This is a genomic window from Acidobacteriota bacterium (assembly GCA_003225175.1).
Classification (GTDB): domain Bacteria; phylum Acidobacteriota; class Terriglobia; order Terriglobales; family Acidobacteriaceae; genus Gp1-AA112.
The window spans coordinates 112155-127652 of the sequence record QIBA01000028.1 but is presented as its reverse complement, the minus strand read 5'-3'; the positions used below and the strand labels follow the sequence as shown (position 1 = coordinate 127652).

At 56.8% G+C, this 15498-nt stretch carries 13 protein-coding genes; 8 read left to right on the top strand and 5 right to left on the bottom strand.

All coding sequences use genetic code 11. From position 1 onward, the window contains the following. The first annotated feature begins 16 nt into the window (after positions 1-16). The 3 genes from DMG62_01595 (at position 17) to DMG62_01585 (ending at position 1930) form a co-directional block, all read left to right on the top strand. Positions 17-778: a TIGR02453 family protein gene (locus tag DMG62_01595; GenBank protein ID PYY24808.1), complete on the top strand. Its 762-nt coding sequence runs from the start codon at positions 17-19 to the stop codon at positions 776-778. 146 nt (positions 779-924) lie between these two features. Then, positions 925-1173, top strand: coding sequence for a hypothetical protein (locus DMG62_01590; GenBank protein PYY24807.1), 249 nt, complete (start codon positions 925-927; stop codon positions 1171-1173). Between the two features lie 274 nt (positions 1174-1447). Further along, on the top strand, positions 1448-1930 hold the full coding sequence (locus tag DMG62_01585) for a hypothetical protein (protein ID PYY24806.1): 483 nt from the start codon (positions 1448-1450) through the stop codon (positions 1928-1930). A gap of 100 nt (positions 1931-2030) precedes the next feature. Here the strand turns inward: DMG62_01585 and DMG62_01580 are convergent, their stop codons facing one another. The 3 genes from DMG62_01580 to DMG62_01570 form a co-directional block, all read right to left on the bottom strand. Then, positions 2031-4004 (bottom strand): ABC transporter ATP-binding protein, encoded by a 1974-nt coding sequence (locus DMG62_01580; GenBank protein ID PYY24805.1) that lies wholly within the window; start codon positions 4002-4004, stop codon positions 2031-2033. A gap of 70 nt (positions 4005-4074) precedes the next feature. Then, positions 4075-5274 (bottom strand): DNA polymerase IV, encoded by a 1200-nt coding sequence (locus tag DMG62_01575; GenBank protein PYY24851.1) that lies wholly within the window; start codon positions 5272-5274, stop codon positions 4075-4077. 70 nt (positions 5275-5344) lie between these two features. Next, positions 5345-6022 carry a CAAX protease family protein gene (locus DMG62_01570; protein PYY24804.1) on the bottom strand — a complete coding sequence of 226 codons (678 nt, stop codon included), beginning with the start codon at positions 6020-6022 and terminating at the stop codon, positions 5345-5347. Positions 6023-6093: 71 nt separating this feature from the next. On the opposite strand from DMG62_01570, the gene DMG62_01565 reads away from it, so the two are divergent. The 3 genes from DMG62_01565 (at position 6094) to DMG62_01555 (ending at position 12091) form a co-directional block, all read left to right on the top strand. Then, positions 6094-6936 carry a hypothetical protein gene (locus DMG62_01565; GenBank protein ID PYY24803.1) on the top strand — a complete coding sequence of 281 codons (843 nt, stop codon included), beginning with the start codon at positions 6094-6096 and terminating at the stop codon, positions 6934-6936. Between the two features lie 50 nt (positions 6937-6986). Next, positions 6987-8573, top strand: coding sequence for a hypothetical protein (locus tag DMG62_01560; protein ID PYY24802.1), 1587 nt, complete (start codon positions 6987-6989; stop codon positions 8571-8573). Positions 8574-8710: 137 nt separating this feature from the next. Next, the gene (locus DMG62_01555) at positions 8711-12091 is read left to right on the top strand and encodes a hypothetical protein (protein PYY24801.1); all 3381 of its coding nucleotides are present in this window, start codon (positions 8711-8713) and stop codon (positions 12089-12091) included. Positions 12092-12273: 182 nt separating this feature from the next. Here the strand turns inward: DMG62_01555 and DMG62_01550 are convergent, their stop codons facing one another. Together DMG62_01550 and DMG62_01545 are read right to left on the bottom strand one after the other, a co-directional pair. Next, positions 12274-13194, bottom strand: coding sequence for a hypothetical protein (locus tag DMG62_01550; GenBank protein ID PYY24850.1), 921 nt, complete (start codon positions 13192-13194; stop codon positions 12274-12276). Then, entirely contained in the window at positions 13100-14692 is a 1593-nt protein-coding gene (locus DMG62_01545; protein ID PYY24800.1) for a peptidase M28, read from the bottom strand. Before DMG62_01545 ends, DMG62_01550 begins: the two co-directional genes overlap by 95 nt. Positions 14693-14735: 43 nt before the next feature. Here DMG62_01545 and DMG62_01540 point away from each other — a divergent pair, with 43 nt between their 5' ends. Together DMG62_01540 and DMG62_01535 are read left to right on the top strand one after the other, a co-directional pair. Next, positions 14736-14939, top strand: a complete 204-nt coding sequence (locus DMG62_01540; GenBank protein ID PYY24799.1) for a hypothetical protein — start codon at positions 14736-14738, stop codon at positions 14937-14939. Then, the gene (locus DMG62_01535) at positions 14929-15315 is read left to right on the top strand and encodes a hypothetical protein (GenBank protein ID PYY24798.1); all 387 of its coding nucleotides are present in this window, start codon (positions 14929-14931) and stop codon (positions 15313-15315) included. The genes DMG62_01540 and DMG62_01535 overlap by 11 nt, the downstream gene beginning before the upstream one ends. Positions 15316-15498: the final 183 nt, after the last annotated feature.

Genomic DNA, 15498 nt, shown 5'->3' with positions numbered 1-15498 from the left:
TAGAATTTCCATTCACATGTCCAGCCGAGCAACTTCCCTCGCCGTACGCCGGCAGCCGATCGCCGAAACCCGCTTTCCCGGTTTTCCCGCCGAAGCAATCACGTTCCTTCGAGGACTTGAGCGCAACAACAAACGCGAATGGTTCCAACCACGCAAGCACATTTATGAGGAACAAGTTCGCAGTCCACTTGAATCGTTAGTCAACGCGATTAATGGCGAGCTTGCGGAGTTTGCTCCGCGATACGTGACACCGGTGAAGAAGGCTGTCTTTCGCATATATCGCGATACTCGCTTCTCCAAGGACAAACGGCCTTATAAGACTCACGTCGCGGCCACCTTCTATCTTCAGAACCTTTGCAAGGCTGCCGGCCCGTGCTTCTACTTTCATTTCACCGCAAAAGAGCTGCTGGTCTTCGCGGGGGTCTGGATGCCGGAGCGCGACGAACTCCTTGCCATCCGAAGTCTTCTGGCCGAACGTCATGGGGAGTTTCGCGAGATCCTGCGCGGCAAGCCGCTGCGAAATGCGATGGGAGAACTTCAAGGCGAACAACTCTCGCGTGTGCCCAAGGGATTCGCGAAAGATCATCCTGCAGAAGATCTGATTCGCAGGAAGCAGTGGTTCCTGGAGCACACTCTCGATGGCGAAGTGATTACTTCAGGAAGAATGCTGCCCGAGATCATGAAGCGCTTTCTCGCGGCGGCGCCGATGCTCGAATTCCTCAATCAGCCTTTTGTGCAGGAACGCCGGCCAAAGAAACTGCCGTTCATGGCCTTCTGAGCCGCAGCTGTTGCCTTAGCCCGCGTGGTACCCGGCCGATCTCGGCCGGTACGTGGCTGGCGAGCCGAGAAGGGCCTGAATAAGCAACGCATGCCGTCTTTGAATTGATTTTGTGACTCAGCCACTTCCTGTGCTGTGCAAACGGGATGCATATCTCAACCTTGTACCGGCCGGGGGCGGCCGGAACCACGCAGGCAAGGCGCTATGCGCCTGCTGTCGCAGTCGCCGCATTGCCCCTTACCGTTCTCTGGAACCGATCTCGCGGCAGAGCTGCGAATGAGGATCGCGGGGTGAAGGGTGCTGGCAGCCGGCTGTTAGCCTTGACAGTTCAACAGCTTCCACAGGATGCAATATATTTTTTGCAGGCCAGCCTTTTTGGGGGGCTCCGCTTCTAACACAGACAAGTACCCGTTATGCTTTCCTCGCTTCCATCAGCTGAGACCTGGATCAGCAGTCTGCTCGCAGGCATCTCGCAAGCCGGCACGGTGGTGACTGTTAGTGTCTTCCTCGCCTGCGCGTTTCTCGCTACGCGCTGTAAAGGGCGTTGTTGCGAAGATGAAATCTTCCGTCCGCATGTGATCTAGCAGCTTCGCCGTTTCCGCACATTGCAGGCCAGAACTCCTCTTGTCACTTTGCCATCTGCCCGCGTCGCTGTAGTTTCTGATTCTTATGAGCGACGCAAATGCCCGCCGCGTGCTTGCCCTGGTGCGCGTTGCCGTGGGCGTCATGTTTCTCTTCTTCGCCGAATACAAAATCGTGGGCTCGGAGTTCGTCCACGGAGGTTTTCAGAAGTACATCGGCACGTATGTCGACCAACACCAGGCAGTCAGCTGGATACGACCGATGCTGACTGCCTGGGTTCTCCCTCATCCATTCCTGTGGGCTCGGATCGTGGCCTGGAGCGAACTGCTTATCGGCATCTCACTGGTGCTCGGATGGCTTGTGCGTTTGAGTTCATTAGGAGGCATAGTGTTCATGCTGGCAATGACCTTCTCGAGCTGGTATGAGCCCGGTCATGGCGCGCCAGCTTGGAGGTATTTAGGCGCCCATCTCGATAACATTCCCTTAGCAATGCTTTTCCTGATCTTCCTTGTGTTCAACGCGGGAAAAACTTGGGGAGTGGATGGTGGGGTTAAATTGCCGGGCAAGTGAAGGCAATACTGGCGGCGATAGCTACCGGGTAGTGGACACAAGGAGAGAATCGCCTGATTGAGGACACTCACTCAGCGCCTGCCGCCGCCGGTGCTACTCTTCACGCACTCTCAATGACCGCCGAGATTTCTTCCCACTCCTTCATCAGAGACTCCAGATCGGATCGCCGGGTCTCCAATAAGCTCGTCACTCTCGCCGTCTCCTGTGCGGTCACAAAGTTCTGAAGCGCCTGCTCGCATTCTGCGATGCCGGCCTCGACTTTGGTGATTTCTTCCTCGATCTCATGCACCCTTTCTTTCATTTGCCGAAGTTTGATGGGATTCACTCGCCTCTGCTTCGGCTCGGCAGAGTCTTTTGCCGCGGGAATACCGTTCTTCGCTGCGCGTAAGTCGGAGTGGGCTTCTGCAGTCTCAGCCATTGAACGCATGGCAGATTGACTCTGAGGCGCGCTGCTGCTCAGCTGAGTCGCGCCACCTTGCTTGCGCCAGAGATAATCTTCGTAGTTACCCGGAAATACCTCGACGTTGCCGCCGCCTACTTCGAAGACTCGCGTGGCCAGCTTGTCGATGAAATAACGATCATGCGAAACGAAGACGACGGTTCCGCTGAACTCCTGCAGTGCGTTCAGCAGCACGTCCTTGGCCCTCAGATCCAGGTGATTCGTAGGCTCATCCAGCAACAGAAAATTTGAGGGATGCAGCAGCATGCGCGCTAATGCATAACGATTGCGTTCGCCTCCCGAGAGCACGCCCAGCGTTTTGAATACGTCATCGTCCGAAAACAAAAAGCAGCCGAGCAAGTTGCGGAGTTCGGTCATCGTGGAACGTGGAGCGACCTCTTCCAGATCATCCAGCATGCGGCGTTCAGGACTGAGCACTTTGTACTGGTCTTGCGCGAAGTAGTCTGGCTCCGCGTGGTGTCCAAGAACGTACTCACCGGCCGTAAGCGGTTCACTGCCGCTCAACATGCGGATCAGCGTCGACTTGCCCGCGCCATTTGCGCCTACAAGAGCAATGCGATCACCGCGCTCGATCACGAAGTTCACATTACGAAAGACTTCCTTGGTGTCGTAATTCTTGGCCACTCCCTTGAAGTCCGCGACCATTCGTCCGCTTGGTTTGGGTTTCGGAAAATGAAAATGGATGGTTTTCTCTTCCGGCGGAATCTTGATGCGCTCCATGCGTTCAAGTTCCTTGATGCGGCTCTGGACCTGTTTTGCCTTGGTCGCCTGATAGCGAAAGCGATTAATGAAGGCTTCGAGCTGCTCGATCTTCTCGCGCTGATTTCGATACGCGGACTCAAGTTGCGTCTTACGCTCTTCCCGTTGCGCCAGGTACTTCTCGTAATTCCCGCTATAGAACTGCACACGCTTGTTCCAGATCTCGACCGTTTTCTTTACCGTGACGTCGAGGAAATAGCGGTCATGGGAGATGAGCACAAAGGCATATGGGTAGTTGCTGAGATAGTCTTCAAGCCAGTTGCGTGTCTCGAGATCCAAATGGTTCGTGGGTTCATCGAGAAGCAACAAATTCGGTTTCTGCAGCAGGAGCTTGGCGAGCGCAATTCGCATCTGCCATCCGCCCGAGAACTCCTCGGTCGCCCGCTGCCAATCTTCTTTGCGGAAGCCCAGGCCGGTTAATACCGCGCCGACCTGAGCTTCCAGCGCGTAGCCATCGTGTGCATGGAACTGCGTCTCCAGGATGTGGAATCGATCGGCAACCTGCGCGTATTCAGCACTAACGTGATCCAGCTCGGACATGCGGACAGTGAGTTGTTCGAGTTCCTGCTCCATCGCGCGAATCTCGTCGAAGACAGAGATGCATTCGACGAAGACCGTCCGTCCGCTAAGCGAGAGACCATCCTGCGGAAGATAACCCGCGGTAATTCCCTTCGTGCGCACGATGCTGCCGTAATCGAGCGATTCGATTCCGGCAAGCACTTTCAGCAGCGTGGATTTTCCCGTCCCATTAGCACCGACCACGCCAACGCGGTCGTTGGGTGTGATCAGCCAATCAAGATCTTCGAACAGCAGTTTGTGGCCGAAGCGCTTTCCAGCGCCCGAGAGCTGAATCATAAAAGGCAACAAGCGATAGGGCAATAAGCAGAAGCCAAATCGCACATCGTCTTAGCTTATCGCTAATTGCTTATTGCTTATCGCTGGGTTTGCCCCTCAGCCCAGCTGGATTCTCGTGGGTCCTTTCGCGAATATTGGCCTTTAACGCGGTGCCAATATGCACCGCCGACTCTCCGTACTTGTCGCGCAGGCGATCGGCTGCAGAGAGCGCCTGTCGCCAGCGCTCGTCGCCGTCGAAGTCGAATGAGGCGGTTGAGCCGGGGGAGTCGAATCCGGATACATGCACTCCAAGCAAGCGCACGCGAGCGCCCTTTCTCCAATTGTTGTGAAAGAGGACACGGATATTCGAGAGGATCGCGTGATCGCTGCTGGTTGGCTCCGGCAGGGAATGCGCTCGCGTGATGGTGTGGAAGTCCGAATAGCGCAGTTTCAGCTGAATGGTTCTCGCTTCAAATTTCTGCTCGCGCAGACGTCGTGCAACCATCTCCGTTAATCGTGCTAGCGTGGTCTCCAGCACCTGGACGTCCGAGGTATCGTCGCCGAAGGTATGCTCATGGCTAATGGATTTCGGCGCGTTTTCGCCGATCTCCTCGTCGAACCAGCCGCCGGCGTCTTCGCCTCGAGCTTTGCCGGCCATCGCTGATCCGACAACCCCGAACTCATGCTCGAGATCTTGACGCGCGTTGAGCTCCGCAAAAGTGCGAATGCCCATCTCATGCAGGCGCGCTTCGGTGACTTTGCCGATGCCGGGCATCTTCCGCACTGGAAGCCCGGCAAACATCCGGATTTCGTGACCTGGATGAACGAAGAGAACGCCGTTGGGCTTTGCCAGATCCGAGGCGATCTTGGCCACAACCCGAGCACTGCCGATTCCGATGGAGCAATTCAGATTCAGCTCAGTGCCAATCGCGTTGTGCAAGCCGTGAGCTGCCTTAAGCGGCGGACCGAGCAAACGCGCAGTGCCGGTCATGTCGAGATAGGCCTCATCGACCGACGCCATCTCTATTTTCGGTGAAAAGCGGCAGAGGATTTTGCGAACCTTGTCTGAGTACTCGCGATAGAGCTCCATGTGCCCATCGAGGTAAATGCCATCAGGACACAGTTTGGCCGCGGTGCGCAATGGCATTGCAGAGTGCACGCCGAATTTCCGCGCAGCATAGGACGCAGCAGCGACTACTCCGCGCTGATCCTTGGCACCACCCACGATGACGGGCTTGCCCTTGAGCGACGGATCGAGCAGCTCCTCCACGGAGACAAAGAAGGCGTCCATGTCGACGTGGAAGATAATGCGGGAGGAATCCACGCAGCTATTTCATCACAGGAAGGGAGAGAAAGCTGTTTCAACTTTTATGATAGTGGTAATAGCCAATTCCCACGCGCATATGCCGCTGAATGTCGTCCGGCACTGTGATGGCAATGGTGAGTCCCAGGATCGCGTGGGCTACGCCGAGTGCGTAGATGTTGCGATTGCGACGAAATATCTCGCAGGCGATGCAGCCGGCGATCAGGCAGGTCACGAGCAGTACCGGATTGGGAATGTGCGCGAGGCAGAAAAGTCCCGCACTCAGCAGAATCGCGCTGCGCGGAGAGACCAGCTTCTCGAAACGCAGGTAGAAATACGATTGCAGAATGAATTGTTGCAGCACAGCCCAGATCGCGTACCCGCTCGAGTGCTTCGCCTGGGCTACCGCTCCAAACAAGGGATGCAGAGTTCCTGCCGCCCACGCCAGCAGCATTGCCGCGCTCGATACTGCGATTGCAGAGGGAATCACCCACAGTGAGGTACGCAATCCGCGCACACTCAGGCCGATCTCGCTGAGTTTGGGGCGATGTGCGATCGTGCTCGCAACGATGAACGCAAATGAAATCCAGAAGAGCCGGAACTGAGTCTTTCCGTAATGCCAGATCGTCGCTTCTATAAGCGCCCAGGCGGTGAATATCTCAAGCAGGTAAATGAATCTTAAGGAAGGGCTTGCTTCTTCCACCCTGGAGGCACTGATACCAGATAAGCCGAACATTGCAATCCCGTTACTTCAGATGTTGTGAGTAGCCGAAAGGGAGGATGCGTTGAATAATAATTGTGGAAATCATGTTTGTAACTAAGAAAATTAAGGTCTTTTGCGGATTGCTGGTACTGACTGTTTTGCCAGCTCATGCCGCCACGCTCTTCAAGGACCCCCAGTTCAAGGTGAAAGTTGTGCGGAACGTCCAGTTCGGGGCGGGAGACGTTCGCGAGCCGGGTCCGGCCAAGAAACCCCTGCTCTTGGATGTTTACCTGCCGGAGACCGCCGAAGCCGCTTGGAGGCGTCCGGCGATGATTGCCATTCACGGTGGTGGGTTCCTGTTTGGGGATAAGGCCGAGATGACTAACCTGTGCCGTGAGTTCGCGGCACGCGGATATGCTTGCTTTTCAATCAATTACCGGCTAGTACCGGACGATCCACCGGGTTCGGCGCAAGACCAGTATGCCCGCACCGTCTTTGCCGCCGTCGAAGACGCCCATCGTGCAACGCAGTGGATCCTCGCGAACGCCGGCAGATACGACATCGATCCCTCAAGGCTCTTCATCGGGGGCTCCTCCGCGGGAGCTGTGACCTCGATGCTCCTTGCCTACAATCCCGAGATAAAGAGCCCGCGCTTCCGGGCGGTAGCCGATATGTGGGGGACGATGGGGGGCAGGGTAGGCTGGATCAAGAAGGGCGGGCCAGCGCTGGTGATCATGCATGGCAAGGAGGACGAAACCATCACCGTAAGCGCCGCCGAGCAAATCGATGCAAGGGCACGCCAGATCGGCCTGCCTCACGAAACCTTCCTCATTGACGGCATGGGACACGGCCTGCCTTTGAACCTGCAGGTCAATGGTCAAACCCTGCTCCAGCATCTGGTGGACTTCTTCTATCGCCAAATGCCTGCCCACGGTACTCGAACGTAATGCTTTAGTTGCGAAAGCCCGGGAGCTTCGGGCTAGAATGCCGGGTCGGAATGGCATTTGAACCCAAACCTACACGGCGAACACAGCTCTATCGCGATCCCCGCGGGCTATTCGTTCACGACCTCATCCTGGAGGCCTGCCACAGGTTCGGGGAGAAGACTGCGATCATAGACCACTCGACCACTCCGCAGCGGTCGCTTAGCTATGCGGAGTACGGAAGCTTGGTGGAACGGCTGGCCGCCCAGCTAAGTGCCCGATTCAAGCCGGGAGAAGTGATTGCCATCTTCCTCTTCAACTCCTGGGAGTTTTGCGTCTCCTACCACGCTGCCACGATGGCGGGCTGTATCCCAACACTCCTAAATCCGAGCTTTCGCGAACGTGAGGTGGCTTATCAACTCGAAACCTCCGGAGCCGTTGCGCTGATTACGGACGCAGCTCACGTGAAAGAGCTCAGTCTCCGCCACATTGGAAGCGTGAGGCAGATTTATACCGTCCGCGGGGAGGCGGCTGGAGCTGAGGATTTCGGAACGCTCTTACAGCCCACGACAGTCAGGCCGGCAAGGCCCGCTAGCGATGCCAGCACGACGATCGCCGGCCTCCCATTTTCAAGCGGCACCACCGGTTTCCCTAAGGGTGTAATGCTCTCGCACTCGAATCTGGTGACAAATGTTTTTCAGTTGCTTGCGCCCGGAGAGGAAGCTACCTACAGCAAAGACGACATCGCGCTGAACTGCCTGCCGCTGTATCACATCTACGGATTAAACGTGGTCCTGAACCCTTTGCTCGTAGTAGGCGGCACCCTGGTGCTGATACCTCGCTTTGAGGAGGCGAAGTTCCTGCAGCTGCTACGCGAGGAGCGCGCAACGTTTTTGCCTCTAGTTCCGCCGATTATCAATACGCTTTGCCACGCGGCCGACCGAGGAACATTTCCGCACGACCATCGTGTGCGCTACGCGAAGTCAGGGGCCGCGCCGCTGGCGGCCGATCTCTCATGGAAGTTCACGCGACAGACGGGCATACGTCTACGGCAGGGATACGGGATGACCGAAGCTTCGCCGGTTACGCACCTCGGCTACATCGAGCAGGATCTTTATCGTCCCGACTCAATCGGAGACGCCGTTGCGCAAACCGAATGCCGGCTGCACATGAGTCACGAGTCGTTTCATGGCGAACTCGTAATGCGCGGTCCGCAGTTCATGATGGGTTACTGGAACGCTCCTGAAGCGACCAGTGTGGTGCTTCGTGATGGCTGGTACTGGTCCGGTGACATGGCCACCGTCGATACCGACGGCTTCTACCGCATCGTCGATCGCGTGAAGGAGATGATCAAGTACAAGGGCTTCGCTATCGCTCCGGCGGAAGTGGAGTCCGTGCTGCTGGAGCATCCCATGGTGCGCGATTGCGGCATCGTTGGCCGCCAGGATCTTGTCGCCGGCGAAGTGCCATGCGCGTTTGTCGTTCTTCGTGACGGCAATTCCGGAAGCAACAAGATCGCAGACGAACTCTGCGGCTTCGTCGGCGAACGCCTCACGCGCTATAAGCAGCCCCGCGAAGTGCGTTTTGTGCCGTTGATTCCCAGAAATCCTTCAGGAAAGATTCTGCGGCAGAAGTTGAGGGACGCGCTGAGAGAGATGTGAAAAATCGGATAATCGGGTGATCCGGTGACTCAGGTGCACAGCAACGCCGCTGTTGCGCTTGCTGTCGTGGAGGTCACTCGATTCCCACCTCTTCTATACTTCCCTTGCATTATTAACTCCACTTCGGGGACATCCTCTTGCGCGGTTTTCTTCCTGCCCTTGCCCTGTGCGCCGTCGCTTCGAGCGGATGGTTTGCGGAAGTACCGCAGAAGCCCTCAGCCAGGCAGCAGCTCATGCGCGCCAACAACCTTGGCGTCGCTTATCTGAATCAGCAGAAGCTTGATCAGGCGCTAAAGGAATTCCAGGAGGTCGTCGCAGCCGACAAGGACAACACCAGCGGGCAGCTCAACCTCGGCATCGCTTTGCTCAATCTGGGCCGAGTTCCACAGGCAGAAGCGGCGCTACAGCGCGCAGCCCAGCTCGATGCGAAGAATCCCGCGGTTCCATACAATCTTGGCCTGCTGCATCGCAATAATGGCCAGGCCGAGCAGGCGATCGCAGACTTCACTAGGGCTGCGCAACTCGCTCCGGACGACACCTACGCTCACTACTTCCTGGGCGACGTTTACTCGCAGCAGCAGAAATACCCGGAAGCAGAGAAGGAATTTCGCCGCGCGGTGGAACTCAATCCAGTGAACGTCTCGGCCGAGTTTGGACTGGCAGGTTCGTTGCGCAGACAAGGCAAAGCAGATGAAGCCAAGCCGCACTTCGAGCGCTTCCAGAAGCTCACACGCGAGAAGCTCGGTTCGCCAATCAGCCAGATTTATGGAGAGCAAGGGCCTCTCTCCCTGGCGCGCATAATTCCCGGCGAGCCTCCGGTGCCAGCGGCAATTCCCGTTAAGTTTGCAGTTCTTGGTCCTGAATCGGGACTGCCGACCGCCTCTGCTGAAGGAAAACCAACAAATGTGGAATCGCCCGGCCCGGGAATTTGTGTCTTCGATCTCGATGGCGATGGGCTGCTTGACGTGCTGCTTCCCAATAGTGCAGGGCAACTTGCCCTATATCTGAATCGTCGAAAGAAAGGCTTTGAGAACGCCACGAAAGGGTCTGGACTGCAAGACGTGAGGAATGCAATCGGCTGTGCTGTCGGCGACTATGACAATGACACTAAAGCCGATGTTGCGATCACCACCGGCGATCGTGTCTTGCTCTTTCATAATGAGGGCGGAGCAAAGTTCAGCGATCATACAAACGCGACTCATGTTGAGGTGAGCGGGCATCCCCTGAGCGCTACGTTTGTGGACTACGACCACGACGGCGATCTCGACCTATACGTAACTCGCTCCGACGGCGGAAACCTCCTGCTGCGCAACAATGGGGACAACACCTTCACAGACGTGACCACCCAGACGCAACTTCAAGGAGATGGTGCGGGAGTAATGCTGGCGAGCGACGTCAACAGCGATCGTGCGATTGATCTCGTGCTGACCTCGACAAGAGCCTCGCCGAGTGTTTACTTGAACCCGCGAGAAGGAGCTTTCAAGGCAGAGCGGCCATGGACTCAGCCTATGCCCTCATCGAGCCTCGGGGTTGTAGCGCTCGATTTCAATAAAGATGGCTGGACGGACTTCGCCTTCACACATCCCACAGCCCCCGGGTTAACGCTGTGGCGCAGCGTGAATGGGAAGTCGTTCGAAGCTGCGCAGCTTCCCAATTTGAACCTCCAGCGCGCCTGGGGAGTCGCCGCCGTCGATTACGACAATGATGGATGGATCGATCTGGCAGTTGTCGGCGAGAGCGATCGCGGATTCGAGATTCGGCTGTTGCGTAACTTAGGACCAAAGGGTTTTGAGGATGTTACCGCCGCAGTGGGACTCGATAAACTCAAGCTGCAGTCACCGCGCGCGCTGGTTGCCCCTGATATCGATGGCGACGGCGATTCTGACCTGCTTATCACGCAGGCGGATGGGTCGCTCGTAGCTCTGCGCAATGACGGCGGCAATAAGAATCATTCGCTGAGACTTGCACTCAAAGGGCTCAACGACAACCGAAGCGCCTTCGGGACCAAAGTGCAGGTCTTCGCCGGCGAGTCGCAACAGAAGTGGGAGCTCGCGGGTAGCAGTGGATACCTGGCGCAAGGTCCCGCAGAAATCATTGCCGGGCTCGGCCAGGAGACGCATGCCGATGTAGTTCGTATGCTCTGGCCTACCGGCGTGTACCAGGACGAGATCGAGCTTGCCGCAAACGAGCGGCACGAGATCCTCGAGATCGATCGTCGCGGAAGTTCCTGTCCAGTGCTCTTTGCCTGGAATGGCAGCCGCTACGAATTCATCACCGATGTGATAGGCGCGGCTGTGATCGGCCACTGGGTGGGTCCAAACCAACGCGATCTTCCCGATCCGGACGAGTACATCAAGATCGATGGCTCGCGCGTGCAAACGCACAATGGCCGCTTGAGATTTACGTTCGCCGAGCCCATGGAAGAAGTAAACTATCTCGATCAAGCGCGGCTCGTGGCCGTCGATCATCCGGCGAGTGCCGATATCTATCCCAACGAACGCTTCGTTGCCAATCCGCCATTTCCCGAGTTCAAGATCATCACTGCGCAGCATCCCCATGCGCCGGCTGGCGCGTGGGATGATGCAGGCCATGACGTGCTCCCAGCCTTGCTCACGCACGATCATCGTTACGTGACCGGATTCAAGCTGCTGCACTTCGCGGGTTTCGCCGAGCCGCATTCCCTTGTGCTCGATCTTGGCAAGTGGGACGCGTCGCGGCCCCTTCACCTGCTGCTCGATGGCTTTACCGAGTACTTCACTGCCAACTCGATGTACGCCGCCTATCAGGCGAACATCGCTGTCACCGCTCCATATGTCGAAGCTCAAGAGGCGGATGGAAGCTGGAAGCGGGTGATCGAGGACATGGGCTTCCCCGCAGGACTGCCGCGAACGATCACAGTCGATCTCACCGGCAAGGTCAAGCCTGGCACGCGAAAGCTTCGCATCGTGACGAACCTTCAGATCTACTGGGACCAGGCCCTCGTCGAAAACAGCGCTCCGCAACAGCGCGTACGAACCATCGAGGTTCCGCTCGCAGCAGCGCGATTGCACTTTCATGGCTATCCGAGAGCCGACGAGAGCCGCTTTCCCGGCGACCTGAATTACACATACGAGAACGTGAGTCTAACTGGTCCGTATGCGCGTCATATCGGCTCCTACACCCGCTACGGCGAGGTGCTGCCTCTGCTCAAAGCCGCGGATGACAAGTTCGTCGTCTTCGGTTCAGGCGAGGAGGTCATGCTCGATTTCGATCCGTCGAAGCTGCCGAAGGTGCCGGAAGGATGGAAGCGCGATTACCTGTTTTACGCGAATGGCTTCGTGAAGGACATGGATTTCTACGCAGCAGACGCCTTCACAGTCGATCCATTGCCGTTTCACAAAATGGGAATTTACCCGAATCCCCCGAGCTCGAAGTATCCGGTGGACGCACGCTCACTCGAATATCTGCTCGAATACAACACTCGATACCAATCTGGGAATGGAGTAAGCGAGTATAGGTACGTCTATCCGGGAAGATAGGAGGGCGCTCGCGACGGAGCCCCGGTTGCACGTATCATCAATCCGAAGTGTAATCGTTGCCCAAGCTGCTGATAACTAGCTCGTGCCGCGAAACGCGGCACGAAATCGATACGCGCCATCGCTGTAACTCTCATTCATTGATGGCGTCGTCTTGTGGTTTTGCTAATCGCTAATTGCTGACATTAATTCACCCAATCGCCCCGCTCATCGTCCCGCTTATCATCTGGCGGCTTGTAGTTGCCGTACTCGTCGAAATAGACGTTGCGGTCGTGCTTGCGCATGTACACCTGAAACTTCTTGGCCGCACGACGACGCTTCCAACGGTAATAGGAATTGCGGAGTCCGTAGAGTCGCTCTGAAAGGTTGATCGAAACGCCGCGACGCAAAAACAGCGTGTACCACAAATATCCCGCGCCGAGTCCCAGCAGAACCACGCAGAATTGCAGCGCGAAGTGGAAGAGCAGCAAGTAAGCCGTTTCGATCGCCGCGATGCCGACCACTACCCACTTGATCGGGACCTGAATCGGAATCGGGAACAGCATGATCATGGCTCCCCGATTCAGTAAATAAAAGACCATCAGGATGGCGTCCGCCGCGGCGCCGGAGCCCACAGCTGTTCCCTGCGCAATCACTCCGGTTCGCGATAAAGCAACGCCGACAGCACCCGCTACGATGAGGCTGCCGAAGAAGAGTCCATAAAACCGCTGCGAGCCAATCTGGCTCTCGACTGGGCTGCCGATGAAATAAATGCCAACGAGAGATAAGAGGAAGGCAATGGGATCGGCATACATGAATGGGTATGTGACCAGTTGCCACAACGATCCATGCAGGACCTTCTCGGGTTGAAGTATGCCCACCGCGAACGCTGCCTGACCGAGCCCAGGCGCAAAGGCGAGCATCAGCAACAAAGCGATATACACCGCGGTGCTGAAGAGAATGATCTGTCGAACTGCGCCGCGAAAAGGCGGCAATCCCATTTCAAACGATTGATGACGAGGAGACATACGTTCACATCCCGGACGAAGCGGCTGCGGCTCTGCCGGGTACGTCGATTCTACCGCTCGGACGCGGTACGACGAGCAAGCTGGCGTGTCCTTTCGCATCGACTGCGCGCAGGGCGAAGATCACGTTGTCTTTCGAAATCGGCAGCGTAACTGCAGTGCTGCCGGCGGGAGCGTTCATCGCGTGCTGCCAATATGGCTGATCCGCATCGCGCCAGAGAATTTGATATTGCCTCGCTCCTCCGCCCGGAGACGCCTCCCAGGTGAGGGTGGTATCGTTCGTGAGCCCGCGAGTATCAATGCGGACATTGGCAGGCGGAGCAGGCGCCAATGCCAGCGATGCCAGAGTCGCGGCATTCACGCGCGCCACGTTGGCGACATATCCAAAGTCGACGAATTTCAACAGATCGCCATACTCAATGCCATTCTCGATGCGCACGTTCTGATGCTGATGATGAAAGTCTTCACGGTATTCGGTAAAGCGAACGCCGGCAAATCCCTCTTCATTGAACGCGGTGTGATCGCCTCCACGCAGGAAGCGGTCGCGCCGGAAGATCAGCGTGGGCTGAAATTGCGGAAGATATTGCTTTGCCGTCTTGCGAATGTAGCGAGCGAGTTCTCGTGATCGCGAGTCGTTCTCGCCCCCGAGATTGCGAATACGCGTAATGTCTTCCGGCTTTGCCGACGCCGGTATCCCCTCCGAGAAGACGCGCACTGTGTCCTTGCGCTGCCCGGAATCTCCCGGGGTGGTGTTGCCGCCGACGATATCGTTATTCAGCACTCCCTGAATCTCCCAACCCTGCTGACGTGCCATCTCCGCGAAGTGCTTGGCGCCGTCGAGCCCTTGTTCCTCGCCGGCAACACTCAGAAAAATCAGGGTCGCAGGAAATTTGTATTTGCTGAGCACGCGCGCGCATTCGAGGCTTACCGCCGTGCCGCTGGCGTCGTCATTTGCTCCCGGCGCAGCATCTTTCGTGTTCAACGTGTCGGAATTGCGCGAATCGTAGTGACCGGTGACGAGGTAAATCCGTTTCGCGTTGTCGGGATCGGAGCCTTGCAGTACAGCGTAGACATTGGTCAGAGGCGTCGGAGTCGGTACCCGCGCCGCGACCGGTTGCGTAAATGAATCGGTCTTTACCTGCAGACATCCGCCACACGCGTGCGAGTAGCGCTCGAACTCCTCCTGAATCCATTTGGCGGCGGCGGTCACTCCCAGACCTTGCGAGATCATCTCCTGATCGTTCGAGGAGAGCGTATTGCGATTCTTGAAGGTAACCAGCCTCTCGATCGCGGCCCGAATGTGATCGCCGGAAATCTCCTTTAGAGCCTCGACGATCTGTGGATCAGGCGTAGCCGTATCCAGATCAACTTGTTTCACCGGAATCGGAGCTGGTGCGGGCGCCTGAGGAGTTTGGAGTTGAGGGTTCCGCTGCGTGACACCTGGGATTGAGAGCAACACTAGAAGAGATGCGAACCCGACGGTTGGCAGTATGGAGTTGTGCAAGGTCAGAGTTCCCTTTCGTATGTTGGCGCAGACTTGACGGCGAAAACTGTTAGATTCTAAAACTACGGAAGTGGCAATCACCACCCCGGCACTCATTAATTCTTGTAATGTAGAGGCCCGCGAACGGAGGCAATACAAAATGGTTTTGTGTCCCGAGTGTGACACCGATCTGGACATTGAAGAAGATGACATCGAGGAGGGCGACGTAGTCTCCTGCGCCGAGTGCGGGAGCGACTTCGAAGTCATCACTGCAAATCCGCTCGAACTCAAGAAGGTTAACGAGGACGAGGAAGACGAAGAAGAAGGGGACGAAGAGGAGGAAGAAGAGGAAAGTGACTACTGATCGTCGCCGCGCGGCAGCATTCCTGGCCATCGCCTGTATGCTCGCCGCGTCGTGCCTACTCGTAGCAGCCGACTCAAAACAGCACGAGCGCGATCCCTATGCACTGCTCTTTGGCACACTCTACGGTGCCGACGAGCGTCCGGCGTATGGCGTGAAAATCAAAATCCGCCGCGCCGACGAGAAGAAGGCGAAGTGGGAACTCTACTCCAACCACCAGGGCGAATTCGCCCAGCGCGTCCCGGCCGGAAAGGCGGATTACATCATTACCGCCGACGTGAAAGGCAATCCCAAGCCGGAATTAACTGTGCACGTCGAGAATGACGAGCGCAAGGATTTCGTGCTGCATATGAAAGGCAGCGGAAAGGCAAGCAATTAGCGATTAGCAATTAGCTAAAATCAGGGTCATAGCCACTTTGCTAGTTGCTAACCGCTAATTGCTAATCGCTGCTGTCCTACCTCTTCGCTGTCCCGCGCGCCATCTTCTTCATTTTTCGTTTTGCGGAACCACGCGGAACTGTGCGCTTCTGCTTCGGAGCTGCCTTTTTGCGGGCTGCGCGCT

Bases quoted from the DNA above. Each gene is read 5' to 3' on its own strand.
- DMG62_01540 (PYY24799.1), top strand. From the start codon at position 14,736: ATGGTTTTGTGTCCCGAGTGTGACACCGATCTGGACATTGAAGAAGAT.
- DMG62_01545 (PYY24800.1), bottom strand. From the start codon at position 14,692: ATGAGTGCCGGGGTGGTGATTGCCACTTCCGTAGTTTTAGAATCTAAC.
- DMG62_01595 (PYY24808.1), top strand. From the start codon at position 17: ATGTCCAGCCGAGCAACTTCCCTCGCCGTACGCCGGCAGCCGATCGCC.
- DMG62_01590 (PYY24807.1), top strand. From the start codon at position 925: ATGCATATCTCAACCTTGTACCGGCCGGGGGCGGCCGGAACCACGCAG.
- DMG62_01575 (PYY24851.1), bottom strand. From the start codon at position 5,274: ATGGACGCCTTCTTTGTCTCCGTGGAGGAGCTGCTCGATCCGTCGCTC.
- DMG62_01550 (PYY24850.1), bottom strand. From the start codon at position 13,194: ATGCGAAAGGACACGCCAGCTTGCTCGTCGTACCGCGTCCGAGCGGTA.
- DMG62_01570 (PYY24804.1), bottom strand. From the start codon at position 6,022: ATGTTCGGCTTATCTGGTATCAGTGCCTCCAGGGTGGAAGAAGCAAGC.
- DMG62_01585 (PYY24806.1), top strand. From the start codon at position 1,448: ATGAGCGACGCAAATGCCCGCCGCGTGCTTGCCCTGGTGCGCGTTGCC.
- DMG62_01565 (PYY24803.1), top strand. From the start codon at position 6,094: ATGTTTGTAACTAAGAAAATTAAGGTCTTTTGCGGATTGCTGGTACTG.
- DMG62_01580 (PYY24805.1), bottom strand. From the start codon at position 4,004: ATGATTCAGCTCTCGGGCGCTGGAAAGCGCTTCGGCCACAAACTGCTG.
- DMG62_01560 (PYY24802.1), top strand. From the start codon at position 6,987: ATGGCATTTGAACCCAAACCTACACGGCGAACACAGCTCTATCGCGAT.